The sequence below is a fragment of the Cellulomonas olei genome, assembly GCF_039548315.1.
In the GTDB taxonomy this organism is placed as follows: Bacteria; Actinomycetota; Actinomycetes; order Actinomycetales; family Cellulomonadaceae; genus Cellulomonas.
This window is the reverse complement of record NZ_JBCLVN010000046.1, coordinates 35,435-60,696: the sequence shown is the minus strand read 5'-3', so window position 1 is coordinate 60,696 and position 25,262 is coordinate 35,435. Positions and strand designations below refer to the sequence as shown.

Sequence of the window (25,262 nt, the reverse complement as noted above, 5' to 3'; positions counted from 1 at the left end):
GGGTGCGGGCGCCGCGGGGCGCTCCGGGGAGCCGGCCGGCGCGCCGGCTCGTCCGGCGGCGGGCACCGGTCCCCCGGCGCCGTCGCCCGTCGCCCCGGGCACGGAGGACACCGGCCCGGACGAACCGGGGACGGACGCACCGGGTCCGGGAGGCGTCGTGGCCGGACCGGTGCCGGCGTCCCCGGCGCCCGGGCGCTCGCCCGCGGCTGGGGTCGCTCCCGTCACCGTGGGCAGCGCCCCGGTGACGACGGGGATGGCGCCGGTGGCGCCGCGCCGGCCCCGGCGGCGGGCGGCGGCGGCCGCGGCTGCCGCGGCGGCCTCGGCCTCGCGGATCTGCCGGCGCGTCAGCGGTGCGCCGGTCGCGCTGATGACGCCGAGCGGGACGGCTCCGGTGACCGGTGCGGTGCCCGCGTCCGCGGCGGGGGCGCCGGCGACCGCGCTGCCGCCCGCCGGGGTGCCGGGTGCGGCGACGACGGCGATCTGGCCGGTCGCGACGGCGTGCCAGCCGGCCTCCGGGCCCTGGCCGCGCGCCCGCAGGATCCGGACGAGCAGGACCGCGGCGACCGCCAGCAGCAGCACGCCCAGCGCCACGCCGGGCCACAGCCACGGCGTCGTCACGGTCTGCGGCCAGGCGAGGTCCAGCACGGGGGCCGTGTCGCCGAGGCTCACCGCCAGGAGGGACCACCGGCCGTCGCGGGCGGGCCACTCGAGGGTCGCGGAGCCGTCACCGGACACCTCGACGAGCCACATGTCGGACCCGGTCGGGTCGGCGGCCGGTGCGACCTCGTCGGCGTCACCCGTGGCGGACGGGCTGGGGCTCGCGGCCGCGGCCCGCGCGTCGGCGGTGGCCGTCCCGCTCGGCTCCGGGGCCGGCGCCTCGACGCTGGTCGTCGCCAGGGTGTGCCAGTCGGACAGCCCGGTCACCCGGACGTACGGGTCGTCGCCCAGCCAGCCGTCGACGTCGGTGTCCCGGCCCACCGCCAGGACCACGGGCGAGCCCTCCGCCCGCACGGTGACCGTCACCGGGTCGCCGGCGAGCTCGAGCACGCCGGGGTCGGTCACCAGGGCCCGGGTCGTCCCGCCGGGCGCCGCGGTGGCGACCAGGGGGTCGTCGGCCCGCCAGGCCGTGGCCGACGCGACGCCGAGCGCGACGGCGGCGACCCCGAGCACGGCGAGCACGGCGGCGATCAGTCGCTGGAGCACGCGTCTTCCTCTCGAACGTGACGGCCCAGGATAGGCCGGGGACCTCGGTGACCGGGCACGCCGGCGGGACGAGGCGGGGCGCACCGGCCACGGACCCGGCCCCGGGGACGGGTGCCGCGGGGTGGGTGCGCCCGGATACGCTGACCGACGGACCGGGGTCAGACGGATGTCCCGAGCCTCCCGCCCGGAGGCGGTCCCCACAAGCGCTCGCGCGCTCCTGCAGGAGGAACTTCGTGGCAGACGACCGTACGCCCTTCCCGGTGGTCAACTTCCGTGGCTACGACCGCGGACCCGTGGACGACCGAATGGCCGAGCTCGAGCGCGCGCTGTCCGACGCCCGGAACCAGGTCGCCTCGCTCGACGAGCGTGTGCTGCAGATCTCCGGGGAGCTGTCCGAGGCGCACCGCCAGCTCCGGGAGGCCGAGCGGCCCACCTACTCCGGGCTCGGGTCCCGCATCGAGATGCTGCTGCGCTCGGCGGAGGAGCAGTCGTCGGACGTGGTGCAGCAGGCGAACGCGCAGGCGTCGGACGCCCTCGCGCGCGCCCGCCTCGCCGCCGGGCAGCTGCGCGCCCGCGCCGAGAACGAGGTCGCCGAGATGCTCGCGACCGCCCGCCGGGAGGCGACGGAGGAGCGTTCGACCGCGCACACCGAGGCGGAGAGCGTGCTGACCGGCGCGCAGCGCCGCGCGGAGGAGCTGGTCGGCTCGGCCGAGCGCGAGGCGGCGCGCATCCAGACGGCGATCCAGACCGAGGAGAGCGAGCGCCGGGCGACGCTCGAGCGCGAGCTCGGCACCCTGCGGGCGACGGTCGAGCGCGAGACGACCGAGCTGCGCATCAGCACCGAGCAGGCGGCCGAGGCGCTGCGGTCGACGACCGAGGCCGAGACCTCCGCGATGCGGGCCGAGGCCGAGCGGTACGACCAGGACCTGCGCCAGCGCGCCGACGCCGAGACGACCGCGCTGCGCCAGCGCGTCACCGCCGAGCTCGCCGAGCTGCGGACCGAGGCGGAGCGCTGGTCGGCGATGCAGCGGTCCCTCGCCGCCACCGAGATCGCGGAGGCGCGGCAGGCGGTGGGCGAGGAGGTCACCTCCCTGCGAGCCGAGGCGCAGTCGCACGCCGACGCGGTGCGGTCGGCCGCCGAGCGCGCCGCCGCCGAGCTGCAGCAGCGGGTCGCCGTCGAGACGGCCGCGCTGCGGACCGAGGCGGAGCAGTACGCCGGCTTCGTGCGGGCGACCGCCGACCGGGAGACCGGCGAGCTCCGGGCGGCCGTGGCCGACGAGGTCGCCGCGGCCCGCCAGGAGTCGGAGCAGGCGCTCGCCGTCCAGCGCGCGGAGGCCGAGCAGTACGCCACCGAGCTCCGCGCGACCGCGGAGCGGGAGACGACCGAGCTGCGCGAGCGCACCGAGCACGAGGTCGCCACGCTCCGCGCCCTCGCCGAGCGGGAGACGTCCGAGCTGCGGGAGCGCACCGAGCGCGAGACCACGGAGCTGCGCGAGCGCACGGAGCGCGAGGTCGCCGAGCTCCAGGAGGCGACGCGGCTCGACGTCGAGCGGCGGACGACCGAGGCGTCGCGCGCCGCGGAGGAGCTCCGGGGCCGGGCGCGGACCGAGGCGGACGCGATGCTGGCGCAGGCCCGGCAGGCGCTCGCCGACGCGGAGCTGTCCATCGCCGCCCAGCGTGAGGCGGCCGAGCGCGCCGACGCCGAGCGGCACGCGACCGCCCGCGCCGAGACGGAGAAGCTCGTCGCCGACGCCGAGGCGCACGCCGCGGACGCCGAGCAGCGCGTCGCGAAGGCCCTGGAGCAGGCCGAGAAGATCCGGGTCGACTCGCAGGAGCACGCCAAGGAGCTGCTGTCGAACGCCCGGCAGAACGCCGACCGCGTGGTGGCCGAGGCCCGCGAGCACGCCGAGAAGACCCTGTCCGAGGCGATGTCCGAGGCGGAGCGCGAGCGCACGACCGCGCAGCGCCAGGTCGAGGACCTCAACCGGCAGCGCGAGTCGATCACCACGTACCTGGACGAGCTGCGCAACCTCCTCGGCCACGACCCGGTGCCGAACCGGCAGACGCTCGAGCGGGCGGACGCCGCGCAGGCGCAGTTCGCGGCCAAGCAGGCGGCCGTCCGTCCCGCCGCGCGCCCGGCCCGAGGGGCGAAGGGCCGGCCGGCGCCGGTCTCCGCGGCCGCGGCGGCCCCGGCCCCTGCCGCGGCGGACGCCGACGAGCCGGCCGCCACCACGGGGCCGGAGGCGGCGGACGACGCCAGCGGGGCGAGCAGCGCCGACGGCGCCGACGGCACCGCGACCTCCGACCGGCCGGGCACCTCGACCTCGGCGGGGGACGCGGCGTCCGAGTCCGAGGAGGGCGCGACGTCCGGGACGACGGAGGGCGCGACCAGCGGCACGGACGCCGACGACACCGACGGCGGGACCGCGGACGGCGCACCGGCCGGTGACGCCGCCGAGGACGGAGTCGTGGACGAAGCCGCGGACGGGAGCGCCTCCGCTGCGGACGCGGGCTCCGGCGAGGACACCCCGTCGGGCGAGGACGCCGCCGCCGGCGAGCCGGCCCCCGCCGACCGGTGACCGCCACCCCTCCCCCCGACGCCCTGGAGCCCGAGCCGGCCGCCGACGCCGGGTCGGACTGGCGGTCCCGGCGGCGCGAGGCCGCTGACGCCCACGAGGCGGCGCTGCGGGCGCGACGGCAGGCCGAGTCCGCGCGCGCACGCGAGCTCATCGCCGGCTTCGTCGCGGAGGCGACGGCACGCGGCGTCGCGCCGGAGCCGCTCCAGGCGCAGGGGTACGGCGGACGCGGGCGCTTCCGGACGCCCCTGCGCGGGTGGTACCTGCGCCGTGATCGCACGGTCGCGGTGGGGACCGACGGCGGGTTCTACGTGCTGACCGTGCCGCCGTCGATCGGCGCGAGGCTGCGCGGGGTGCAGCCCGAGCCGCAGGACCCGCCGCTCGTGCTCGGTGCGGGCGGCAAGGACGGCGAGTCGCTGGACCTGCCCGTCGCGCTCGCCCGCGCCCTGGGTGACGCCCCCGGACCCGCCTGACCCCACCGACGCCGGCACGGTCGCGCGCCGGCCGGGCACCGGCGCGCCCGTCGCGGCCTCAGCGCCCGGCGGCCGCCCGTGCGAGGAGCTCCGCGAGGGCGGCCGCGACCGCGCCGGGGGTCTCGACCGCCGTCAGGTGCCCGGCTGCCGGGACGACGACGGGCTCGACGCCGAGGAGCCCCGCGGTCCGGCGCGCCTCGGCCACGGGCGTCGGCTGGTCCTCCTCGCCGACCAGCACGAGGGCCGGCCCCGTGAACTCCTCGAGCAGCGCCGTCCGGTCGGGGCGGGCCGCCATCGCCCGCTGGGACCACGCGACACCGGCCGGAGGCTGGGCCCCGATCCACGCGCGCACCCGGTCCGCCGTCCCGCGGTCCCGGGCGGCCCGCCCGAGCAGCGCGTCGGCCATGGGGAGCACCTCGTCGACCGTCCCCGCGGACTCGACGGCGTCGGCGACGCGCAGCCGGTTGGCGCGGGCCTCCTCGGTGTCGGCGCCGGCCTTGGTGTCGAGCAGCCCGAGCCCGGCGACCAGGCCGGGGTGCCGCTCGAGGACCGCCAGGGCGACGTAGCCGCCCATCGACAGGCCGGCGACCACGGCGCGGTCGTGACCGGCCCGGGCGAGCGCCGCGGCGACGGCGTCGGCGGACGCGTCGAGCGACGGGTCGGGCAGCGGCACGCCCTGCGCGGCGCCGAGGCCCGGCAGGTCGAGCGCGAGCACGGGCTGCGCGGCGGCACCGTGCGGGGCGCCGGGCAGCAGCGCGGCGGCGTCCTCCCACATCCGGTGGTCGAGCGGGAAGGCGTGCAGCAGGACCAGCGGCAGGCCGGTCCCGGGTCGCAGCGCGTGGACGACGGCGGTCGCGCGCGGGGTGTGCGTCATGCGTCCTCCTCGGGGGCGCCGGTGGCGGCCTGCTCGCTCGGGCCGTCCCACGTGGTCGGCAGGGGCACGGGGAAGCCGGGCCGGACGTGCCGGACGACCTCGTCGAGCACGCGGCGGACGTACGCCTCCCCCACCCACAGGTGCTTCGCGCCGTCGACGCCGATGACCTCGGCCTGGTGCACGCGCGCGAACCGCTCGCGGGCCTCGGCGGGGCGCAGGTAGTCGTCGTGCTCGGGCACCAGGACGACGAGCGGCTTGCCGTCGGCGTCCCAGGCGTCGAGGTCCGCGTCGGTGGCGCGGTGCAGCGGCGGGGACAGCAGCACGGCGCCCTCGACCGCCGGGTCGAGGCCGTGCATGAGCGCGAGCTCCGTGCCGAAGGACCACCCGACGAGCCAGGGGTGCGGCAGGTCGCGGAACTCGGCGAGCTCGATGGCGGCGTGCACGTCGAGCTTCTCCGACCGGCCCTCGTCGAAGGACCCCTGCGAGGTGCCCCGGGGGCTGGACGTGCCGCGGGTGTTGAACCGCAGCACCGCGATGTCCGCGAGCGCCGGCAGGCGCCAGGCGGCCTTGCGCAGCACGTGCGAGTCCATGTAGCCGCCGTGGGTCGGCAGCGGGTGCAGGGTGACCAGCGTCGCGGCGGGCGTCCTGGGGGTCCCGTCGGGGTGGACGGGGAGGGCGAGCTCGCCGACGAGCGTGAGGCCGTCGGCGGTGTGCAGCTCGACGTCCTCGCGGTGGGCGGGCAGGACGGTCAGCGAGCGGATGGCGGTGGAGGCGGCGTCGGTGGTCATCGCCGTCGAGCGTAGTCCGGGGGCGTGCGGTCCGGCCGTCAGCGCCGGGTGGGCCTGCGGCGTCCCCGCGCCGACCAGCACGCCGCGTGCCAGTGCCGCCGGTCGGCGAGCGCCGCGTCCGGCCCGAACATCCCGTCGGCGGCCCAGGCGACGACGTGCGGCGTGCCGGGCGCGATCTCCTGGTCGCAGCCCGGGCAGCGGTACGTGCGCTCGGACCCGGCGACGCGCTGCACCGTCCAGGTGCCGTCGGGGCCCTCCTCGGACGTGCGCCCGCCGCGCACGCGCTCGAGGTCGAGCGGGACGTGCTCGGCGGTGTACGGGCGCTTGCCGGAGCGACGGGTCGAGGGCACGTCCCCATGATCCCGGACGCGCCCGGGGGCGGCCACCGACCTCGCGGTGACCGCCCCCGGCGCGGCGGCGTGGGTCAGGACAGGGTGGCGGCCGTCTCCGCCGGCGCGATCGTCCGGGTCGCGACGAGGTCGCGGTACCAGAGCGCGGAGTCCTTCAGGGTGCGCTCGCCCGTCGGGTAGTCGACGCGGATGATGCCGAACCGGCGGTCGTAGCCGTACGCCCACTCGAAGTTGTCCATCAGCGACCAGACGAAGTACCCGCGCACGTCGGCGCCGGCGTCCATCGCGGCGCCCACGGCGTCGATGTGGTCGTGCAGGTACTCGACGCGCGGCAGGTCGTGCACCCGGCCGTCGGCGGACACCTCGTCGTAGAACGCGGCGCCGTTCTCGGTGACCGCCATGGGCAGGCCCGGGTAGCGGCGGTGCAGGTCGAGCAGCAGCTCGGTGAGGCCCTCGGGCTCGATGTTCCAGCCCATGGCCGTGTGCGGGCCGGGCAGCGGCAGCCACTCGACGTCGTCGCAGCCGACCCACGGGCTGACGACCGAGGACTTGTGGCCGTCGGGGCCGGGGGTGCCGTCGCCGACGACCGGCTCGCCCTGGAGGCGCTGCACCTTGCCGGTGGAGTAGTAGTTGACGCCCAGCAGGTCGATGGGCACGCGGATCAGCTCCAGGTCGCCGTCCTGCACGAACGACCAGTCGGTGAGGTGCGCGGTCTGGGGCAGGACCTCCTGCGGGTAGCGGCCCTCGAGCAGCGGCTGCAGGAACACCTCGTTGGCCACCAGGTCGACCTGGCGCTTGGCGGCGACGTCCTCGGGGGCGTCGGAGGCCGCGCGGGTCACGTGGAGGTTCAGGGTGATGGAGATCTGCGCGGCGTCGCCGAGCACGTCCCGCACGGCGCGCGCGGCGAGGCCGTGCGCGAGGTTGAGGTGGTGCACCGCGGCGAGCGCGGTGGCCGGCTCGGTGCGGCCCGGGGCGTGGACGCCGGAGGCGTAGCCGAGGTAGGACGAGCACCACGGCTCGTTGAGCGTCGTCCAGACCGTGACCTTGTCGCCGAGCACCTCGGCCATCTTCCGGGCGTACTCGGCGAACCGGTAGGCGGTCTCGCGGTTGCCCCAGCCGCCGGCGTCCTCGAGGGCCTGCGGCAGGTCCCAGTGGTACAGGGTCACGACGGGGGCGATCCCGGCCTCGACGAGACGGTCCACCAGGTCGACGTAGAACGCGATGCCCTCGTCGTTCCACGCGCCGGAGCCGTCCGGCTGGACGCGCGGCCAGGCGATGGACAGGCGGTACGCCTGGAGGCCGAGCTGCTGCATGAGCGCGACGTCCTCGGGCACCCGGTGGTAGTGGTCGGCGGCGACGTCGCCGGTGTCGCCGTTCAGCACGGCGCCGGGGCGCGCGGAGAACGTGTCCCAGATGGACGGGCCGCGCCCGCCCTCGCTGGCGGCGCCCTCGATCTGGTAGGAGGCGGTGGCGGAGCCCCACAGGAAGTCGGCGGGGAACTGTCGTCCGGACGGACGGGTGGTCGGCATGGCTGTCCTCGGGGGTCGGGTGGCGGGCCGTCCGGGGACAACCCTGTCGAATCGATACGATACACGGTGTGGGAGCGCTCCCGCGACTCCTGCCGCGGGACGGGCGGGTCGACGCCGTCCGGGTGCTCCCGGTGGCGGGGCGCGGCGAGCCGGCCACGCCCCGCCGCCGGACGGCGGGGCGGCGGTCAGGTCGCGGGGACCTCCAGCACGGCGCCGGAGGCCGCGACCGGCGCACCCAGCCCGTGGGCCACGGCCCACGCACCGGGCACGTCGCCGGTGGCCTCCGCGCGGACGCGGTCGCCCGAGCGGGTCACCCGGAACACCGCCTCGCGGCCCGACGGGCGCGCCACCCGCGTGACCGACTCGTGCCCGTCGGCCAGCCCGAACAGCCGCAGGGTGACGCCCTCGGCGTGGTCGTAGTCGGGCCGGTCCGTGCGGGCGCCGACCGGCAGCACCGTGCCCGGCCGGACCAGCACCGGCAGGGAGTCGAACCCGTGGCGCTGGCGGTGCCAGCGCGGGCCGCGGACCCGCGACCCGTCGAGCAGCGAGGTCCACTCCCCCTCCGGCACGTACACGTCCACGTCGCCCTCCGCCGAGAACACCGGCGCGACGAGCACCGACGACCCCAGCAGGTACTGGGTGTCGACGGTCGCCGCACCCGGGTCGTCCGGGAACTCCAGCACCATCGGGCGCATCGCGGGCAGCCCGTCGGTGTGCGCCTCGCGGCCGACCGCCGACAGGTACGGCATCAGCGAGAGCTTGAGCTCCGTGAACCGCTGGGTGACCTTGACGGACTCCTCGTCGAACGCCCACGGCACCCGGTACGACCCGGACCCGTGCAGCCGCGAGTGCGAGGAGAGCATCCCGAACGCCAGCCAGCGCTTGAACACCGCGGCGTCCGGCGTCCCCTCGAACCCGCCGATGTCGTGCGACCAGAACCCGAAGCCCGACGACGCGAGCGACAGCCCGCCCCGCAGCGACTCGGCCATCGAGACGAACGTCGACTCGCAGTCGCCGCCCCAGTGCACGGGGAACTGCTGGCCGCCCGCCGTCGCCGAGCGGGCGAACAGCACCGCCTCGCCCTCGCCGCGCACCTCGGTCAGCAGGTCGAAGACCGCCTTGTTGTACAGGTGCGTGTAGTAGTTGTGCATCCGCTCCGGGTCCGAGCCGTCGTGCCAGACGACGTCCGTGGGGATCCGCTCGCCGAAGTCGGTCTTGAAGCAGTCGACGCCCATGTCGAGCAGCGCCCGGAGCTCGCCCTGGTACCAGGCGACGGCGTCCGGGTTCGTGAAGTCCACGAGCGCCATGCCGGCCTGCCACAGGTCCCACTGCCACACCGAGCCGTCCGCGCGGGTCACGAGGTACCCGCGCTCGCGACCCTCGGCGAACAGGTGCGACCGCTGCGCGATGTACGGGTTGATCCACACGCACACCCGCAGGCCCCGCTCGTGCAGCCGCGCCAGCATCCCCTCGGGGTCCGGGAACGTCGCCGGGTCCCACACGAAGTCGCTCCAGTGGAACCGGCGCATCCAGAAGCAGTCGAAGTGGAACACCGACAGCGGGATGCCGCGCTCGGCCATGCCGTCGACGAACGACGTCACCGTCTGCTCGTCGTAGTCGGTGGTGAACGACGTCGAGAGCCACAGGCCGTACGACCAGTCCGGGACCCGCGCGGGCCGTCCGGTCAGGGCGGTGTACCGGCGCAGCACGTCCTTCGGGTCGGGCCCGGCGATGACGTAGTAGCGCATCCGCTGCCCCTCGACGCTGAACTGCGTGCGCGAGACGACCTCGGACCCGACCTCGAACGAGACGTGGCCCGGGTGGTCCACGAACACGCCGTACCCGGCGTCGGTCAGGTAGAACGGCACGTTCTTGTACGCCTGCTCGGACGACGTCCCGCCGTCGGCGTTCCAGACGTCGACCGCCTGCCCGTTCTTCACGAACGCGGTGAACCGCTCCCCCAGGCCGTAGACGTGGTCGCGGACCCCGAGGGCGAGCTGCTCGCGCACGAACTGCCGGCCGTCGGCGTCCGTGACGATCCCGACGCCGCGGGAGGTCGCCCCCGTGACGACGCGCCCGTCCACCTCGACGTCGAGCGCCCACTCCCCCGTCGTCGCGACACGGGCCGTGAGGTTGCCGGTGGTGAGGGCGGCGCGCGGGTCGTCCGCGGTGGGCCCGGTGACGACGACGTCCGGGCGGGCGTCCGCGACCGCGAACGCCGGGCCGCGCTCCACCCCGCCCTGGTGGTGCTCGATGGTCACCCCCAGCACCCCCTCGGCGGGCGAGTCGAGCGTGATCGTGACGAGCGGGTGGTTGAGCGAGTCGCCGCGGGTCTCCAGCCGGCGCACGCCGGCGTACGCGGTCAGACCCCGCTCGCCGACCACGACCTCGTCGACCGCTCGCGGACGCAGGATGTCGACCCCGGGCAGGTTCTGCCAGTAGCCGTCGGTGAACTTCATGGATGCGCTGCCCTTACTTGACCGCGCCCGCGGTGATGCCGCGGGTGAGGGTCCGCTGGAAGATCAGGAAGAAGATGATCGCGGGGACCATCGAGACGAGCGCGCCCGCGTTCGTGGTGGGCGCGTCCATCATGCGGTCGCCCTGCAGGGAGGCGAGCGCGACGGGGATCGTCTGGGTGGCGTTGGTCGTGAGCATGACCAGCGGGATGAAGAACTCGTTCCACGTCCAGATGAAGAAGAAGATGAGCAGGACGCTCAGCGTGGGCCGCACCACCGGGAACACCACGCCCCACAGCGTGCGCCACCGGCCCGCACCGTCGAGCGACGCCGCCTCGAGCAGGGCCCGCGGGAACGTGCCGAGCACCGACGACAGCAGGTACGTGCCGAAGGCCGCCTGGATGACGGTGAAGATGATGATGACCGACCACTGGTTGTTGGACAGGCCCACCTCCTGCGCCATCTGGAACAGCGGGTAGACGAGCACCTCCTGCGGGAGCATGTTCGCCAGCAGGAACAGCGTGACGACCCACATCCGGCCCCTGACCCGCCCGACGCCGAGGGCGTACGCCGACAGCAGCGACAGCGTCACGCCGAACACGGCCACGGTGCCGGAGATCCAGACCGAGTTGACCAGCTTCTCCGGGAAGTTCACGCGGGTCCAGAAGCTCCGCAGACCCTCGGTGTAGAACTCCGCCGGCCACGACAGCGGGCCGTTCTGCGAGTAGTCCGCCGGCGCCTTGAACGCGTTGAGCACCATGATGACGAACGGCACGAGCATGAGCACGGCCACCAGGACCGCGGCGGCGAGCACGAACCAGCGGGCGGTGCCGCGGCGGTGCCGGCGGTCGGTGTCCGTGGCCCGGGCGCGCGGCGGGCGCGGCGGCCGGCCGGCGGCGACGGGCGTCGGCAGCGTCTCGATCGGGGCGGCCATCAGCGACCCTCCTCCTCACGGCGGGCGCTGCGGGCCTGCAGCACCATGATCACGACGGCCACCACGATGATGAGGACCGTCAGGACGTTGGCGATCGCGGCGCCGTAGCCGACCTTCGACTTGTCGAAGAAGTTCAGGTACGAGTAGTAGCTCGGCACGAGCGTCGACGACTCGGGGCCGCCGCGGGTGAGCACGTAGATGGGCCCGAAGACCTTGAGCGCGGCCACCGTGCAGGTCAGCGTGATGACGAACGTCTCCGGCTTGATCTGCGGGATCGTGATGGCCCGGAACCGGTGCCACCAGCCCGCGCCGTCCAGCTCGGCGGCCTCGTACAGCTCCGGGTCGACCCGCTGCAGCGCGGACATGAAGATGACCACCGGGTACCCGATCTGGATCCAGATCAGCACGAGCATCACGGTCGGCAGCGCGGTCGACGTCGAGCCCAGCCAGTTCGGCGGGTCCGTCACGCCGACCTCCCGCAGCAGCACGTTGAGGGCGCCCGTCTGGGAGTTGAGGATCCAGTTCCACAGCACGCCCGCGACGGCGACGGGGAGGATCTGCGGCAGGTAGTACGAGGCGCGCAGCACCGAGGCGACGCGCGGCCCGAACCGCTTGCCGAGCACGTCGAACAGCGTGGTGGCGAGCAGCAGGCCGATCACGGTCGGCACCAGCACCATCGCGACGATCATCGCGACGGAGTTGCGGAACGACGTCCAGAACTGCTCGTCGGCCAGCAGGTCGGTGTAGTTGCCGAGCCCGTACCAGCGCAGCGGGGCGTTGCCGCCCTTCCACTTGTGCAGGCTGTAGTAGATGTTCATCCCGAACGGGATGAGGATGACGACGGTGAACGCGACGAGGCCGGGCACGAGGTACGGGAGATACCCGAGCCAGTCGCGCGAGCGGCGGTTGCGTACCCGCGGTCGATCGACGGTGGTCACAGCGGCTCCTCGGTGAAGGCGGCGGGAGGGTCCCGGCCGGCGCCCCGCAGGGGGACGCGGGGCGCCGGCCGGGCGGTCGGGGTCAGCCCTCGAGGAGGTCCGTCTTGCCCGACTCGTACGCCGAGGACAGGCCGTCGAGCACCTCGGACGGGGTCTTCGACTGGTTGATCAGCGACTGGAACTCCGAGACCAGCACGTCGTAGAAGCCCGGCACCGGCCAGTCGGGGTAGTAGGCCAGGCCGTCGTCGTCGAGGATCGCCTCGAAGTTCTCCGTGAGCTCCTTCGTCTTCGGGTCGGTGATCGCGGACGAGTCACCGGCGACCGGCAGGCCGCCGGCCTGGCCGAGCACCTCCTGCACCTCGGGGCGCAGGGTGATGTCGATGAAGTCGTACGCCAGGTCCTTCGCGACCGCGTTCTCCGGGACGACCCAGAGGTTGCCCGAGGAGCCCGGGTGCATCGTGTTCTCCGGGAACAGCGTCTGGCCCCAGGTGAACGGGATCTCCTCGGTCAGGCGCCCGAACCACCAGGAGCCCGAGACCATGAACGGGTACGTGCCGTTGATGAACGACACGCCCATGTCCTCCGCGGTCAGCGCGGCGGAGTCCGCGGCGACGTAGCCGGCCTTGATCCACTCGTCGAGCTTCTCGGTCGCCTGCGTGAAGGCGTCGCCGTGGAAGTCCACGTCGGCCGAGAACAGCTGGTAGTCGTCGACCAGCTCGCGGTCCGCGTAGTGGAGCACGAGCTCGTACCAGAGCTGGCCCATCGGGTACTCCGCGCCGGCCTCGGCGAGCGGGGTGACGCCGTTCTCCTGGAACGTCGCGAGCGCGGCCTCGAACTCGTCGAACGTGGTCGGCACGGCGATGCCGTACTCGTCGAGCATGTCCTGGTTGAAGTACACGCCGACGAACTCGCCGTAGTTCGGCACCCCGTACCAGTCGCCGGAGCCCATGAGGCCCTGCTCGTCGTAGCGCGCCGTGGTCTGGATGGACGCCGGGAGCGTCGAGTCCCAGCCGCGCGACTCGGCCTCCTCCGTCAGCGGCGTGATGAGGCCCTGCGACGCGAGCTGCCCGGCCGTGGCGTTGCCCTTGTTGTACTCCATGACGTCCGGCACGTCGTCGCCGGTCAGGAAGATCTTGGCGTTCTTCTGGATCTGCTCGAACGTCTGGTTCTCGACGTTCACGGTGACGTCGGGGTGCTCGTCCTCGAAGATCTCGATGGCCTTGTTCCACGCCTGGCCCATGGCCGAGTCGTCGTTCTCGTAGTGCCAGATCGTGAGGGTGTCGGCGTCGGAACCGCCGCCCCCACCGCTGCTGTCACCGCCGCACGCCGCCAGGGCGAGCGGCAGGGCGAGCGCCAGGGCACCCGCCACGACCGTCTTCCGCTGCACTGCCATCACACGTCCTCCTCGTCGAGTTCCTGCTCCGTGCTGTCCGGGCGCGGCGGTCGCCGGCCCGTTCGGGTGGGTCTAGGGGGCGGCGGCCGCGACCGCCGGGGCGACGACGCCGACCGGGCGGGCCGGCGTCCCCGTGGGCGCGGGGCCGGTGCTGCCGCAGTCCACGAGCCGGCAGGCCAGCACCGCCGGGGGCGGGGGCGTGCCGACGCCGAGCAGCGCGAGCAGCACGTCCACGCCGGCGCGACCGAGCTCGGCACCCGGCGCGTGCAGCGTCGTCAGCGGCGGGACCGACTGGCCCGTCACGGCGGGCGACGACACGACCGCGAGCACGGACACGTCGCCCGGGACCGCGGCGCCGCGCGCGCCGAGCTCGGCGACGACGCCGAAGGTGGCGTCCTCGTTCATGGTGACCACGGCGGTGGGCGCCTCGGCGTCGGCCAGCAGGAGCCGGACGGCGACCCGCCCGCCCGTCACGGACTCGTCGGCGTGCACCTGCCGGGACGTCAGCCCGCGCAGCCGCATCGCGCGCTCGTAGGCGGCCGCGGCGCGCACGGTCGGCCCGTGCCCCTCCGCCACCCGGTGCGCCGCGTGGTTGACGAACGCGATGCGGCGGTGGCCGAGCGCGGCGAGGTGCTCCACCGCGTCGTGCAGGGTGGCCTCGAAGTCCACGTCGACGGACGGCAGGTCGGTGTCGCCGGCCGTCCGCCCGATGAGCGCCGTCGGCACGCCGGCGGCGCGCAGGCCGCGCACCCGGGCGTCCTCCAGGTGCACCTCCATGACGAGCACGCCCTCGGCCAGGCCCTGCCGCGTTACCTCCAGCACGCCGGCCTCGTCGTCCACCGCGAACGGCCAGAGCACGAGCTGGTACCCGCGCTCCTGGGCACCGGCCGCGGCGCCGAGCACGAACTCGGCGGACGTCCTGCTCAGGCCGGAGGCCCCGACGGGGTACGTGAGGGCGAGCACGCGGCTGTGGCGCGACGCGAGGCCGCGGGCGAGGGCGTTCGGGCGGTAGCCGAGCTCGTCCATCGCCGCCTGCACCCGCGCCCGGGTGGCCGCGGAGACCGGCCGGGCGGAGGTGAGCGTCGCGGAGACGGTCGACAGGGCGACGCCGGCCCGGCGTGCGACGTCCTGCATCGTCACGACCACCGGTCTCCCCTCCTCCTCGAGCGGTGACTCTCGTCGATGAGAGTCGAAGCGCTTCGCGCGGTCGTCACTCTAGGCAGCCGGGGGCGGCGGCGTCCAGGGGTGGAGATATCGAAATGGTCACGGAACGGGTCGAAGCGATTCGATGTCGTGGCGGCGGTGTTCATGCGGCTGTGCGCCCAGGGTGGGCGGGCAGATCGGACCTCGGTCGCCCCTCGGCGATCCACGACAGTCGAAGCGCTTCACCCAATGGAGAACGTCTTCTGACCTGCGTGTTCGACCACCTCGAGCACGCGCCGGCCGCACCCCGGAGGGCCGGTCGGCACGCCCCGCACCGGCACGCCACTACCCTGTGCTGCATGGCGACCATCGGGGACGTGGCCCGGGCGGCGGGGGTCTCGGTCTCGACCGTCAGCTACGTGCTGAGCGGCAAGCGCACCATCTCCGCCCCCACGCGCGAGCGGGTGCAGCAGGCGATCTCCGACCTCGGCTACCGCCCCCACGCCGGCGCGCGCGCCCTGGCCTCCAGCCGCAGCAACGTCCTCGCGCTGATGGTCCCGTTCCGGCCCGGCATCAACGTGCAGATCATCATGCAGTTCGTCGGAGGGGTTGTCACGACCGCCCGTGAGCACGACCACGACGTGCTGGTGCTCACGCAGGACGACCCGCAGGGCATGACCCGCATCGCCGCGAGCTCGACCGCCGACGCGCTCATCGTCATGGACATCGAGGCGGACGACGCCCGCCTGCCGGCGCTGCGGTCGCTCACGCTGCCGAGCATCCTCATCGGTGTGCCCGACGACACCACGGGCCTGAGCTGCGTGGACCTCGACTTCGCCGGGGCCGGCCGGCTCGCGGTGCGGGAGCTCGCCCGGCACGGGCACCGTCGGCTGGCACTCGTCGCCGCGTCGCAGGACCGCCTCGACCACCGTGCGAACTACGCGGTCCGCATGCGCCACGGCGTGCTCGAGCAGGCCGCCACCAGCGGCGCCGACGTCGCGGTCGTGCCCGCCGAGCCGACCTTCACCGGCGGCGCGCAGGCCCTCGACCGCGTGCTCGACGAGCACCCCGGCACCACCGGGCTGGTCGTCCACAACGAGGCGGCGCTCGGCGGCGTGCTGGCGCGCGCCGCCGACCGGGGGCTGCGGATCCCGGAGGACCTGTCCGTCGTCGCCGTCAGCCCCGCCGACGTCGCCGCCGCCCTGCCCGTCCCCGTCTCGATCATCGAGGTTCCCGGGAACCGCATCGGCCGGCTCGCGGTCGAGATGGCGATGGCCCGCCTCGCCGGCGAGGACCTCGCCGAGACCCGGCTCGTCGCCCCCGCGTACACGGACCACGGCAGCGTCGCGGCCGTCTGACGCGGCCACCTCGCCGCTCGCACGAGCACGGCACACCGCCACCGCCGAGCGGGGGCCGAGCCGAGACGCCGTAGCGCGCGATGTCGCCACCGCACTAGCCGGCGACGGCGCTCCCGCCGGCCACGGACCCGTCTTCCCCCGCTGCTCCCGGCTCGTCCGCAGCCGCCGCATCGGCCGTCGCCGCGCGCAGCGACCGCAGCACCAGCGCGTGCCGGAGCAGGAACGCCTGCTCGTCCAGCTTCTTGCGCCGCAGCCACCCGGTGACCTCGTCGTCGTGCTTGCTCGCGTTGCAGGAGGCGCAGGCCGGGACCACGTTCTCGACCGTGTACCGGCCGCCGCGCGCGACCGGCATCACGCAGTCCCGCTGGAGCCCCGGACCCGGCGCGCGGCAGTACGCGCACCCGTCCCACGCCGCGAGCAGAGCAGCCCACTGCGCGGACGTGAGGTCGTTCTCCACGCGGGAGAGCCGGCGCTGCCGGCGCTTCGCGTAGCGGGCGCGGGCCGCGGGGCCGGCGGGGCGGAACCGGCGGGCAGGGGGCACGGGCGGCACGATCGCACCGTACCGCTGCCGGGTCACACCTCGACGAGCGCCCCGCCGCGGTAGACCGCCACGCACGCGAGGTCGCCGTCCGTCACGACGACGTCCCCGCGCCGGCCGACGGCCAGCGCGCCGAGGTCCGGCCGCCCCAGCACCTCGGCGGGGGTCGCGGACGCCGACCGCACGGCGGCGACGAGGCCGACGCCCGCGGACACGACGCTGCGCACGACGTCCAGCAGGTGCGCGGTGCCGCCGGCGATGGCGCCGGCCGTGCCGTCCTCGTCGCGCAGGCGCGCCACGCCCTCGCCCACGCGCACCGCCATCGGCCCGAGCTGGTAGTCGCCGTCCGCCATGCCGGCCGCGGCCATCGCGTCGGTCACCAGCGCGATCGAGCCGGCCCCGACGAGGTCGAACACCGCCCGCACCGTGCCGTCGGCGAGGTGGGTGCCGTCGGCGACGAGCTCGACGACGAGCTCGCCCCGGGCCGCCGCCGCCAGGCACGCCGCGACCGGCCCGGGGTCGCGGTGGTGCAGGGGGCGCATGCCGTTGAACAGGTGCGTCGCGGTCGGTCGCGCGGACCGTCCCGCGCCCGCTCCCCCGCCGGCGGCCGCGGACCGGCGGCCGCCCCCGAGCAGCGCCCGCGCGCGGGCGACGGCGGCGTCCACCTGCTCGGCGGACGCGTCCGTGTGCCCGACCGACGGCACCGCACCCGCGCGCACCAGCGCCGCGAGCACGTCGTCGGCCGGCTCCCCGTCGTCGCCGCGCCCGTGGCCGTCCGCGACACCCGGCACCTCGGGCGCGACGGTCATCGTCACGAGATGGCCCCGGGCCGCCGCCGCGAGGTCCGTCACCAGGACGGGGTCGCCCGCGAGCATGTCCTGCGGGTTCTGGGCGCCGCAGCGCGCGGCCGACAGGAACGGCCCCTCGGCGTGGATGCCCACGAGGTCCCCGGACTCCACCAGGTCGGCCAGCAGCGCCGCACGCTCCAGCAGCACGTCACGGGGCGCGGTCACGAGCGACGCGACCAGGCTCGTCGTGCCGTGGCGCAGGTGCTCGCGCGCCGCGACCAGGGCCTCCTCGCGCGTCGTCGCGTCCGGGAAGCTGGACCCGCCGCCGCCGTGGTCGTGCACGTCGACCAGCCCGGGCAGCAGGGTCGTCCCCGGAGCCGGCACCGGCGGCAGCTCGTCCGCCCACGTGCCCGGGAGCTGCGCGGCCGGTCCCACCCAGGCGATCGAGCCGCCCGACAGGACGACCACGCCGTCCGGGAGGACCTCCGCGGGGGTCACGACCTCCCCCCGCAGGACGACGTCGGCGGGGGCGGTCTCGGCGGTGGTCACGACCCCCATCATGGCGCACTCAGAACAGGCGGGAGTCCACGTCGTCGACGCCGCGCATCGCGTCGTAGTCGAGCACGAGGCAGGCGATGCCGCGGTCGGTCGCGAGCACGCGCGCCTGCGGCTTGATCTCCTGCGCCGCGAACACCCCGCGCACCGGGGCGAGCAGCGGGTCCCGGTTCAGCAGCTCCAGGTAGCGGGTGAGCTGCTCGACCCCGTCGATGTCGCCGCGGCGCTTGATCTCCACCGCCACCGTCGACCCCGAGGCGTCCCGCGCGAGGATGTCGACCGGGCCGATCGCCGTCGGGAACTCCCGGCGTACCAGCGTGTGCCCGGCGCCGAGCACCTCGATCTGCGCGGCCATGAGCTCCTGCAGGTGCGCCTCGACGCCGTCCTTCACGAGGCCGGGGTCGACGCCCAGGTCGTGCTCCGAGTCGTGCAGCACGTCGTGCACCTCGATCACCAGGCGGTCGTCGCTCTTGGTGTGCTGCACGGTCCACACCTGCCGCACCCCGCGCTCGGCGGCCTCGCCGGCGGCGTCCTCGGTGCGCAGCGTGCACGGCGGGCTCATCCAGTTCAGCGGCTTGTACGAGCCGCCGTCGGAGTGCAACAGCACCGAGCCGTCGGCCTTGACCACCACCAGCCGGGTCGCCAGCGGCAGGTGGGCGTTCAGCCGCCCGCTGTACCGGGCCGAGCAGCGCGCGACGAGCAGGCGCATGGGGGACGTCCTTCGGTGCTGTGCGTCAGATGACGTGGTGCGGCACGGGCGGCGCGGCCTCGAGCCACGAGGTGAGACCCGCGTAGGCCTCGGGGGTCATGAGCAGCTCCACCTCGGGGCGCGGACCCGGTCCGGACCCGACGCGGCAGCGCACGAGGTACGCCCCGCCCGGGGACGCCGGGTCCGCTGCGGTGCGCTCGACGACCTCGATGCCGCCGCGCGGCCAGACGTGCTCCGGGCGCGGCGCGAGCGACTGCAGCCGCCACCAGTACAGGTGCCGGGCCCCGTAGTGCGCGATGCCGCGGGTCCAGCGGCCGCGCACCCGCAGCGAGCAGCGGAACGAGCCGACCCGCCGGGTCAGGGAGTGCCACCGCGACAGCCCCAGCCCCAGCACGACGAACCCCGCGAGGACGACGAGCAGCGCGACGAGGGCGACCTGGGTCCCGCTCACCGCCGGCCCGTCAGCGCGCGGAGGCGCCGGAGGCCACCGCCTCGGCAGCGTCGACCACGACCGTCACCTGGTCGGCGTCCACGGACAGGAAGCCGCCCTCGACCGTCCACCGGTGGACGGTGCCCCCGGTCTCGGTCACCCGGACCTCCCCGTGCCGGAGCACGGAGAGGACCGGGGTGTGCCCGGCCAGGATGCCGATCTCGCCGTCCGAGGCGGGCGCGCTGACGATGCGCGCCTCACCGGACCAGATGGTGCCGTCGGTGTCGACGAGGTCGACCTCGAGGTGGGCCATGGGACGAGAACCTCCGGGGTGGGGACGAGGGCGGGGTGGAGCGGCGGGCGCCTGGGTCAGACGCCGTACTCCTTCTGGATGCGGGCCCAGTTGCGCTCGAGGTCCTCGAGGCCGCCGATGTTGAAGAAGGCCTGCTCGGCGATGTGGTCGAACTCGCCGTCCGCGATCTTCTTGAACGCCTCGACCGTCTCGGACACCGGGACCGTCGAGCCGACGACGCCGGTGAACTTCTCGGCCATGTAGGTGTTCTGGGAGAGGAACTGCTGGATGCGGCGCGCCCGCGCCACGACCGTCTTGTCCTCCTCCGACAGCTCGTCGACACCGAGGATCGCGATGATGTCCTGGAGCTCCTTGTTGCGCTGCAGGATCGACTTCACGCGGGTCGCGACGTCGTAGTGCTCCTGGCCCACGTAGCGCGGGTCGAGGATGCGGGACGTCGACGCCAGCGGGTCCACCGCGGGGTACAGACCGCGGGACGCGATCTCGCGGGAGAGCTCCGTCGTCGCGTCGAGGTGCGCGAACGTCGTGGCCGGGGCCGGGTCGGTGTAGTCGTCGGCCGGCACGTAGATCGCCTGCAGCGAGGTGATCGAGTGGCCGCGCGTCGAGGTGATGCGCTCCTGCAGGAGGCCCATCTCGTCGGCGAGGTTCGGCTGGTAGCCCACCGCGGACGGCATGCGGCCGAGCAGCGTCGACACCTCGGAGCCGGCCTGCGTGAACCGGAAGATGTTGTCGATGAACAGCAGCACGTCCTGCTTCTGCACGTCGCGGAAGTACTCCGCCATCGTCAGGGCGGACAGGGCGACGCGCAGACGCGTGCCCGGCGGCTCGTCCATCTGGCCGAAGACGAGGGCGGTCTTGTCGAAGACGCCCGCCTCCTCCATCTCGACGATGAGGTCGTTCCCCTCGCGGGTGCGCTCGCCTACGCCGGCGAACACCGACACACCGCCGTGGTCCTGCGCGACGCGCTGGATCATCTCCTGGATGAGGACGGTCTTGCCGACGCCGGCGCCGCCGAACAGGCCGATCTTCCCGCCGAGCACGTACGGGGTGAGCAGGTCGATGACCTTGATGCCGGTCTCGAACATCTGCGTCTTCGACTCGAGCTGGTCGAAGGCCGGGGGCTTGCGGTGGATCGGCCAGCGCTCCGTGACCTCGAACGTCTCGCCCTCGGTCAGGTTGAGCACCTCACCGGTCACGTTGAACACGTGGCCCTTGGTGATGTCGCCGACCGGCACGCTGATCGGGGAGCCGGTGTCCGTCACCAGCGCGCCGCGGACGAGGCCGTCGGTCGGCTTCAGGGCGATGGCGCGCACGAGCGAGTCGCCGAGGTGCTGCGCGACCTCGAGCGTCATCGTGAAGCCGCCGCTGGCCTCGCCCTCGCCCTGACCGGACAGGTCGATCTCGACGGTCAGCGCGTTGTAGATGTCCGGGATCTGGTCCGCGGGGAACTCGATGTCCACGACGGGCCCGATCACACGGGCGACGCGGCCCACGCCCGGCGTGGCCGTGGTGTCCTTCGCGTCGACGGTGGTCGCGGTCATGTCTGCCTGCCTTCGGTCGTCCGCCGGTGTCCGGCGGGCTGGTTCGGGTCGTGCTCGTGCTGCGGGCGGGGTCAGGAGGCGAGCGCGTCGGCGCCCGACACGATCTCGCTGATCTCCTGGGTGATCTCGGCCTGGCGGGCCTGGTTCGCCAGCCGCGTGTAGGTGCGGATGAGGTCCTCGGCGTTCTCCGTCGCGGTGTGCATCGCGCGCTGCCGGGCGGCGAGCTCGGACGCCGCGGCCTGCAGGAGGCACGCGAAGATCCGGGTGCGCACGTACCGCGGCAGCAGCGCGTCCAGCACCTGGTCGGGGTCCGGCTCGAACTCGTACAGCGGCAGCGCACCCTGCTCGCCGGCGGGCGCGACGCCCTCGACGACCTCCAGCGGGAGCATCCGGATGACCTGGGGGCGCTGGCTCACCATGTTGACGAACTGCGTCGACACGATGTGCAGCTCCCCCACGCCGCCGTCCTCGGGCGCCGCGGCGAAGGCCTCGAGCAGCGTGCTCGCGATCTCCTCGGCGAGGTCGGACGTCGGGGCGTCGGACTGGCCGGTCCAGACGCCCGCGAGCTCGCGGTGCCGGAACCGGTAGTACGACTCGGCGCGGCGGCCGCTGACGTACAGCGCGACCTCCTTGCCCTCCTCCTGCTCCAGGCGCTCGACGAGCCGCTCCGTCTCGCGGATCACGGACGCCGAGTAGGCGCCCGCCATGCCGCGGTCCGACGCGATGAGCAGCACGGCCACCCGGTTGGTGTCGTGCCGCTCCGCGAGCAGCGGGTGCCGCACGTCGGAGTGGGTCGCCACGGCCGACACCGCCCGCGTGATGGCGCGGGCGTACGGGGACGCCGCGGCCATGCGGTCACGGGCGCGCCCGATCCGCGAGGCCGCGATCAGCTCCTGCGCGCGGAACATCTTCTTCAGCGACTGCGTGGACCTGATCCGGGCCCGGTAGATCCGCTGCTGGCCGGCCATGCGTCAGGCCTTCTTCTGGCGGACGATCTGCTCCTGCTCGACCGGGGTCTCCTCCTCGGGCTCCTCGGCACCGACGAGCGGCGTGCCGTCGGCCTTGAGGAACCCGTGGCGGAACTCGTCGACCGCGGCCGCGAGCTTCTCCTCCAGGTCGTCACCGAGCTTGCCGGTCTCCGCGATGGAGGTCAGCACGTCGGTGTTGCGGCGCAGGTGGTCGAGCAGCTCGGACTCGAAGCGGCGCACGTCCGGCACCGGCACGTCGTCGAGCTTGCCCTTGGTGCCGGCCCAGATCGACGCCACCTGGTCCTCGACCGGGAACGGCGAGTACTGCGGCTGCTTGAGCAGCTCCATGAGGCGGGCGCCCCGGGTGAGCTGCGCGCGGGACGCGGCGTCCAGGTCGGAGGCGAACATCGCGAACGCCTCGAGCGACCGGAACTGCGCGAGGTCCAGCTTCAGCGTGCCGGAGACCTGCTTCATCGCCTTGACCTGCGCGGCACCGCCGACGCGGGACACCGAGATGCCGACGTCGACGGCGGGGCGCTGGTCCGCGTTGAACAGGTCCGACTGCAGGAAGATCTGCCCGTCGGTGATGGAGATGACGTTCGTCGGGATGTACGCCGAGACGTCGTTCGCCTTGGTCTCGATGAACGGCAGACCGGTCATCGAGCCGCCGCCGAGCTCGTCGGAGAGCTTCGCGCAGCGCTCCAGCAGGCGGGAGTGCAGGTAGAACACGTCACCGGGGTACGCCTCGCGGCCCGGCGGGCGGCGCAGCAGCAGGGACACGGCGCGGTACGCCTCGGCCTGCTTCGACAGGTCGTCGAACACGATGAGGACGTGCTTGCCGCCGTACATCCAGTGCTGGCCGATGGCCGAGCCGGTGTAGGGCGCCAGGTACTTGAAGCCCGCCGGGTCGGACGCGGGGGCGGCGACGATCGTCGTGTACTCGAGCGCGCCGGCCTCCTCGAGCGCGCCGCGCACCGCGGCGATCGTCGAGCCCTTCTGGCCGATCGCGACGTAGATGCAGCGGACCTGCTGGTTCGGGTCGCCCGACTCCCAGTTGGCCTTCTGGTTGATGATCGTGTCGATCGCGATCGCGGTCTTGCCGGTCTGGCGGTCGCCGATGACGAGCTGCCGCTGACCGCGGCCGATCGGGATCATCGAGTCGATCGCCTTGATGCCGGTCTGCAGCGGCTCGTGCACGGACTTGCGGGCCATGACGCCCGGGGCCTGCAGCTCCAGGGCGCGGCGGCCCTCCGCGGCGATCTCGCCCAGGCCGTCGATCGGCTGGCCGAGCGGGTCCACGACCCGGCCCAGGTAGTCGTCGCCGACGGGCACGGACAGCACCTCGCCGGTCCGGCGGACCTCCTGGCCCTCCTCGATGCCGGTGAACTCACCGAGCACGATGACGCCGATCTCCCGGACGTCGAGGTTCAGGGCCAGGCCCAGCGTGCCGTCCTCGAAGCGCAGCAGCTCGTTGGCCATCGCGCCGGGCAGGCCCTCGACCTGCGCGATCCCGTCGCCGGCGAGGGTGACGCGGCCGACCTCCTCGGACGCGGCGCCGGTGGGCTCGTACGTCGTGACGAAGCTGTCCAGCGCGGCGCGGATGTCCTCCGGCCGGATCTGCAGCTCGCTCATGGCATCTCTCCTGTCGTGTCGCACGCTCGCCGCGTGCGCTCCCACGTGGTTCCGGGTCGGGCTCGCAGAGCCCGTCAGCTGGCCAGTCGTCGTCGGGCGTCCGCCAGCCGTGCGAGCACGGTCGCGTCGATCACCTCGGGGCCGACCTGCACGCGCAGGCCGCCCAGGACGTGCGGGTCCACCTGGACCTGCACCTGCATCTCGCGGCCGTAGGCCCGTCCGAGGATCTCCGCGAGCCGGCGCTGCTGGCCGCCGTCCAGCTCGGCCGCGCTGACGACCGTCGCGACCGTGCGGCGGCGCCGCTCGGCGATGAGGTCGGTCAGGTGCCCGAGCGTGGCGACGTACCGGCGGCCGCGCGGCGCGACGGCCGCCCGGCGGGCCAGCACCCGCGTCGCGGGAGCGCCCTGTCCGCCCAGCAGGCGGTCGACGAGCTCCCCGCGGGCCTCGGCGTGCACCGAGTCCTCGTACAGGAGCCGGCGCACCTCGCGCTGGCCGGCGAGCGCCCGGCCGAGCCGGAACAGCTCCTCCTGGACCTGCTCGATCGTGCCGTCGGCCTCCGCCGAGGCGAGCACGGCCGCGAAGGCCAGGTGCTCGACGGCGTCCGCCAGGTCCTCCTCGGCGGACCAGCGCGCCCGCACCAGCCCCTGCGCGGCCTCGACCACGCGCGGGTCGGCGCCGGTGAGCAGCCGCACGGCCAGGGCGGCCTTGCGGTCCGCCGCGGCCGACGGGTCGGTGAGGGTGCGCCGCAGCGAGCCGGACGAGTCCAGCGCGTCCACCAGCGCGAACAGCTGCTCGCCGAGCAGCCGCCCCTCGGCGCCGGCCTCACGCAGCACCGGCTCGAACCGGCCCTCCGCGGCGACCAGCGACGCCCGGCTCGTCCCTCGCATCAGCTCCCCTTACCCGCGGTGGCCGTGGTCTGCGCGTCCAGCTCGTCCAGGAACCGCTCGACGACGCGCGAGCGGCGCGCCTCGTCCGCGAGCGACTCGCCGACGATCTTCGACGCGAGCTCGGTGGCCAGCGCGCCGACGTCGGCACGCAGCGAGACGGCGGCCTGCTGGCGCTCCGCCTCGATCTGGCGCTGGGCCGTCTCCGTGATGCGGGCCTGCTCCTCCGTGGCCTTCTGACGGGCCTCGGCGACGATCTGGCCGGCCTCGGCGCGCGCGTCCTCGCGGATGCGCGCGGCCTCCGTCCGGGCCTCCTGGAGCTGCTGCTCGTACTCGGCCTTCGCCGCGGCAGCCTCCTCCTGGGCGTGGGCCGCCTGGGCGAGCCCGCCCTCGATCTTCTCCGTGCGCTCGTCGAGCACCGCCGTGAACTTCGGCAGCACGAGCTTGTAGAAGACGACCGCGATGACGACCAGGATGACGAAGGACCACAGGAGGTCGTACGAGGCCGGGACCAGCAGCCGCCAGCCCTCGACCTCCTCGGTCTCCGCGGCCAGGACGCTCGCCGCGGTGAGCGCGGCGGTGCTCACGAGAAGAGGAAGCCGGTGATCAGGCCGAGGAGACCGAGCACCTCGACGAAGCCGATGCCGATGAACATCGTGGTCCGGAGCTGGCCGGCGACCTCGGGCTGGCGGGCCATGCCCTCGACCGTCTTGCCGATGAGGATGCCGAGGCCGATGCCCGGGCCGAGGACCGCGAGGCCGTAGCCCACGGTCGCGATGTTGCCGGAGACGGCGTTCTCGGCCGCAAGGATGACGCTGGGGTCCGCGAGAAGAGACACGCTTGCTCGTTCCTTCCGTTTGGCCGCCGACCGGTCGGCCGGCGGTCGTTC

General features: G+C 74.6%; 23 protein-coding genes and 1 pseudogene. 3 read left to right on the top strand and 21 right to left on the bottom strand.

The window, feature by feature from the left end; all coding sequences use genetic code 11:
• Positions 1 to 1,203: pseudogene (locus AAHH18_RS13980) on the bottom strand (hypothetical protein); the annotation flags it as partial.
• A 233-nt stretch (positions 1,204 to 1,436) separates the two neighbouring features.
• On the opposite strand from AAHH18_RS13980, the gene AAHH18_RS13975 reads away from it, so the two are divergent.
• Positions 1,437 to 3,782 carry a coiled-coil domain-containing protein gene (locus AAHH18_RS13975; RefSeq protein WP_343302025.1) on the top strand — a complete coding sequence of 782 codons (2,346 nt, stop codon included), beginning with the start codon at positions 1,437 to 1,439 and terminating at the stop codon, positions 3,780 to 3,782.
• Positions 3,779 to 4,252 (top strand): hypothetical protein, encoded by a 474-nt coding sequence (locus tag AAHH18_RS13970; RefSeq protein ID WP_343302024.1) that lies wholly within the window; start codon positions 3,779 to 3,781, stop codon positions 4,250 to 4,252. Before AAHH18_RS13975 ends, AAHH18_RS13970 begins: the two co-directional genes overlap by 4 nt.
• Before the next feature lie 58 nt (positions 4,253 to 4,310).
• On the opposite strand, the gene AAHH18_RS13965 is transcribed toward AAHH18_RS13970, so the two are convergent.
• From AAHH18_RS13965 to AAHH18_RS13925, 9 genes are all read right to left on the bottom strand, one after another.
• Positions 4,311 to 5,126, bottom strand: a complete 816-nt coding sequence (locus AAHH18_RS13965) for an alpha/beta fold hydrolase (RefSeq protein WP_343302023.1) — start codon at positions 5,124 to 5,126, stop codon at positions 4,311 to 4,313.
• Positions 5,123 to 5,914, bottom strand: coding sequence for an alpha/beta hydrolase (locus AAHH18_RS13960; protein ID WP_283321004.1), 792 nt, complete (start codon positions 5,912 to 5,914; stop codon positions 5,123 to 5,125). The genes AAHH18_RS13965 and AAHH18_RS13960 overlap by 4 nt, the downstream gene beginning before the upstream one ends.
• A gap of 38 nt (positions 5,915 to 5,952) precedes the next feature.
• Positions 5,953 to 6,264 (bottom strand): hypothetical protein, encoded by a 312-nt coding sequence (locus AAHH18_RS13955; RefSeq protein ID WP_283321005.1) that lies wholly within the window; start codon positions 6,262 to 6,264, stop codon positions 5,953 to 5,955.
• A 74-nt stretch (positions 6,265 to 6,338) separates the two neighbouring features.
• Entirely contained in the window at positions 6,339 to 7,793 is a 1,455-nt protein-coding gene (locus AAHH18_RS13950) for a GH1 family beta-glucosidase (RefSeq protein ID WP_343302022.1), read from the bottom strand.
• Between the two features lie 185 nt (positions 7,794 to 7,978).
• Positions 7,979 to 10,252: an alpha-xylosidase gene (gene yicI / locus AAHH18_RS13945; RefSeq protein WP_343302021.1), complete on the bottom strand. Its 2,274-nt coding sequence runs from the start codon at positions 10,250 to 10,252 to the stop codon at positions 7,979 to 7,981.
• A 13-nt stretch (positions 10,253 to 10,265) separates the two neighbouring features.
• The gene (locus AAHH18_RS13940) at positions 10,266 to 11,183 is read right to left on the bottom strand and encodes a carbohydrate ABC transporter permease (protein WP_343302020.1); all 918 of its coding nucleotides are present in this window, start codon (positions 11,181 to 11,183) and stop codon (positions 10,266 to 10,268) included.
• A complete protein-coding gene (locus AAHH18_RS13935; RefSeq protein WP_343302019.1) occupies positions 11,183 to 12,121 on the bottom strand; it encodes a carbohydrate ABC transporter permease in 939 nt (312 codons plus the stop codon). The genes AAHH18_RS13940 and AAHH18_RS13935 overlap by 1 nt, the downstream gene beginning before the upstream one ends.
• A gap of 82 nt (positions 12,122 to 12,203) precedes the next feature.
• The gene (locus AAHH18_RS13930) at positions 12,204 to 13,514 is read right to left on the bottom strand and encodes an ABC transporter substrate-binding protein (RefSeq protein ID WP_283321010.1); all 1,311 of its coding nucleotides are present in this window, start codon (positions 13,512 to 13,514) and stop codon (positions 12,204 to 12,206) included.
• A gap of 72 nt (positions 13,515 to 13,586) precedes the next feature.
• Positions 13,587 to 14,648: a LacI family DNA-binding transcriptional regulator gene (locus tag AAHH18_RS13925; RefSeq protein WP_343302029.1), complete on the bottom strand. Its 1,062-nt coding sequence runs from the start codon at positions 14,646 to 14,648 to the stop codon at positions 13,587 to 13,589.
• A 368-nt stretch (positions 14,649 to 15,016) separates the two neighbouring features.
• Between AAHH18_RS13925 and AAHH18_RS13920 the strand changes: the two genes are divergently transcribed.
• Positions 15,017 to 16,015, top strand: coding sequence for a LacI family DNA-binding transcriptional regulator (locus tag AAHH18_RS13920; protein ID WP_222171708.1), 999 nt, complete (start codon positions 15,017 to 15,019; stop codon positions 16,013 to 16,015).
• Positions 16,016 to 16,109: 94 nt separating this feature from the next.
• On the opposite strand, the gene AAHH18_RS13915 is transcribed toward AAHH18_RS13920, so the two are convergent.
• From AAHH18_RS13915 to atpE, 11 genes are all read right to left on the bottom strand, one after another.
• On the bottom strand, positions 16,110 to 16,565 hold the full coding sequence (locus AAHH18_RS13915; RefSeq protein ID WP_343302018.1) for an HNH endonuclease: 456 nt from the start codon (positions 16,563 to 16,565) through the stop codon (positions 16,110 to 16,112).
• A gap of 23 nt (positions 16,566 to 16,588) precedes the next feature.
• Positions 16,589 to 17,899, bottom strand: a complete 1,311-nt coding sequence (locus AAHH18_RS13910) for an N-acetylglucosamine-6-phosphate deacetylase (protein WP_343302028.1) — start codon at positions 17,897 to 17,899, stop codon at positions 16,589 to 16,591.
• Positions 17,900 to 17,909: 10 nt separating this feature from the next.
• Entirely contained in the window at positions 17,910 to 18,605 is a 696-nt protein-coding gene (nucS, locus tag AAHH18_RS13905; RefSeq protein WP_222171705.1) for an endonuclease NucS, read from the bottom strand.
• 25 nt (positions 18,606 to 18,630) lie between these two features.
• On the bottom strand, positions 18,631 to 19,056 hold the full coding sequence (locus AAHH18_RS13900; protein WP_343302017.1) for a DUF2550 domain-containing protein: 426 nt from the start codon (positions 19,054 to 19,056) through the stop codon (positions 18,631 to 18,633).
• Positions 19,057 to 19,066: 10 nt separating this feature from the next.
• Entirely contained in the window at positions 19,067 to 19,348 is a 282-nt protein-coding gene (locus tag AAHH18_RS13895; RefSeq protein ID WP_283321012.1) for a F0F1 ATP synthase subunit epsilon, read from the bottom strand.
• Between the two features lie 56 nt (positions 19,349 to 19,404).
• Positions 19,405 to 20,889 carry a F0F1 ATP synthase subunit beta gene (gene atpD, locus AAHH18_RS13890; protein WP_283321013.1) on the bottom strand — a complete coding sequence of 495 codons (1,485 nt, stop codon included), beginning with the start codon at positions 20,887 to 20,889 and terminating at the stop codon, positions 19,405 to 19,407.
• Between the two features lie 71 nt (positions 20,890 to 20,960).
• Positions 20,961 to 21,857: a F0F1 ATP synthase subunit gamma gene (locus tag AAHH18_RS13885; RefSeq protein ID WP_222171701.1), complete on the bottom strand. Its 897-nt coding sequence runs from the start codon at positions 21,855 to 21,857 to the stop codon at positions 20,961 to 20,963.
• A gap of 3 nt (positions 21,858 to 21,860) precedes the next feature.
• Positions 21,861 to 23,489, bottom strand: a complete 1,629-nt coding sequence (atpA, locus tag AAHH18_RS13880) for a F0F1 ATP synthase subunit alpha (RefSeq protein ID WP_283321014.1) — start codon at positions 23,487 to 23,489, stop codon at positions 21,861 to 21,863.
• Between the two features lie 74 nt (positions 23,490 to 23,563).
• Positions 23,564 to 24,376: a F0F1 ATP synthase subunit delta gene (locus AAHH18_RS13875; RefSeq protein ID WP_343302016.1), complete on the bottom strand. Its 813-nt coding sequence runs from the start codon at positions 24,374 to 24,376 to the stop codon at positions 23,564 to 23,566.
• Positions 24,376 to 24,960, bottom strand: a complete 585-nt coding sequence (locus AAHH18_RS13870; RefSeq protein ID WP_283321016.1) for a F0F1 ATP synthase subunit B — start codon at positions 24,958 to 24,960, stop codon at positions 24,376 to 24,378. Before AAHH18_RS13870 ends, AAHH18_RS13875 begins: the two co-directional genes overlap by 1 nt.
• Positions 24,957 to 25,211 (bottom strand): ATP synthase F0 subunit C, encoded by a 255-nt coding sequence (atpE, locus tag AAHH18_RS13865; RefSeq protein WP_283321017.1) that lies wholly within the window; start codon positions 25,209 to 25,211, stop codon positions 24,957 to 24,959. Before atpE ends, AAHH18_RS13870 begins: the two co-directional genes overlap by 4 nt.
• Positions 25,212 to 25,262 lie beyond the last annotated feature (51 nt).

Coding starts and splice junctions, on each gene's coding strand:
- AAHH18_RS13965 (WP_343302023.1), bottom strand. CDS start 5,126: ATGACGCACACCCCGCGCGCGACCGCCGTCGTCCACGCGCTGCGACCC.
- AAHH18_RS13960 (WP_283321004.1), bottom strand. CDS start 5,914: ATGACCACCGACGCCGCCTCCACCGCCATCCGCTCGCTGACCGTCCTG.
- AAHH18_RS13950 (WP_343302022.1), bottom strand. CDS start 7,793: ATGCCGACCACCCGTCCGTCCGGACGACAGTTCCCCGCCGACTTCCTG.
- yicI (WP_343302021.1), bottom strand. CDS start 10,252: ATGAAGTTCACCGACGGCTACTGGCAGAACCTGCCCGGGGTCGACATC.
- AAHH18_RS13940 (WP_343302020.1), bottom strand. CDS start 11,183: ATGGCCGCCCCGATCGAGACGCTGCCGACGCCCGTCGCCGCCGGCCGG.
- AAHH18_RS13930 (WP_283321010.1), bottom strand. CDS start 13,514: ATGGCAGTGCAGCGGAAGACGGTCGTGGCGGGTGCCCTGGCGCTCGCC.
- AAHH18_RS13925 (WP_343302029.1), bottom strand. CDS start 14,648: ATGCAGGACGTCGCACGCCGGGCCGGCGTCGCCCTGTCGACCGTCTCC.
- AAHH18_RS13920 (WP_222171708.1), top strand. CDS start 15,017: ATGGCGACCATCGGGGACGTGGCCCGGGCGGCGGGGGTCTCGGTCTCG.
- AAHH18_RS13910 (WP_343302028.1), bottom strand. CDS start 17,899: ATGGGGGTCGTGACCACCGCCGAGACCGCCCCCGCCGACGTCGTCCTG.
- nucS (WP_222171705.1), bottom strand. CDS start 18,605: ATGCGCCTGCTCGTCGCGCGCTGCTCGGCCCGGTACAGCGGGCGGCTG.
- AAHH18_RS13895 (WP_283321012.1), bottom strand. CDS start 19,348: ATGGCCCACCTCGAGGTCGACCTCGTCGACACCGACGGCACCATCTGG.
- atpD (WP_283321013.1), bottom strand. CDS start 20,889: ATGACCGCGACCACCGTCGACGCGAAGGACACCACGGCCACGCCGGGC.
- AAHH18_RS13885 (WP_222171701.1), bottom strand. CDS start 21,857: ATGGCCGGCCAGCAGCGGATCTACCGGGCCCGGATCAGGTCCACGCAG.
- atpA (WP_283321014.1), bottom strand. CDS start 23,489: ATGAGCGAGCTGCAGATCCGGCCGGAGGACATCCGCGCCGCGCTGGAC.
- AAHH18_RS13875 (WP_343302016.1), bottom strand. CDS start 24,376: ATGCGAGGGACGAGCCGGGCGTCGCTGGTCGCCGCGGAGGGCCGGTTC.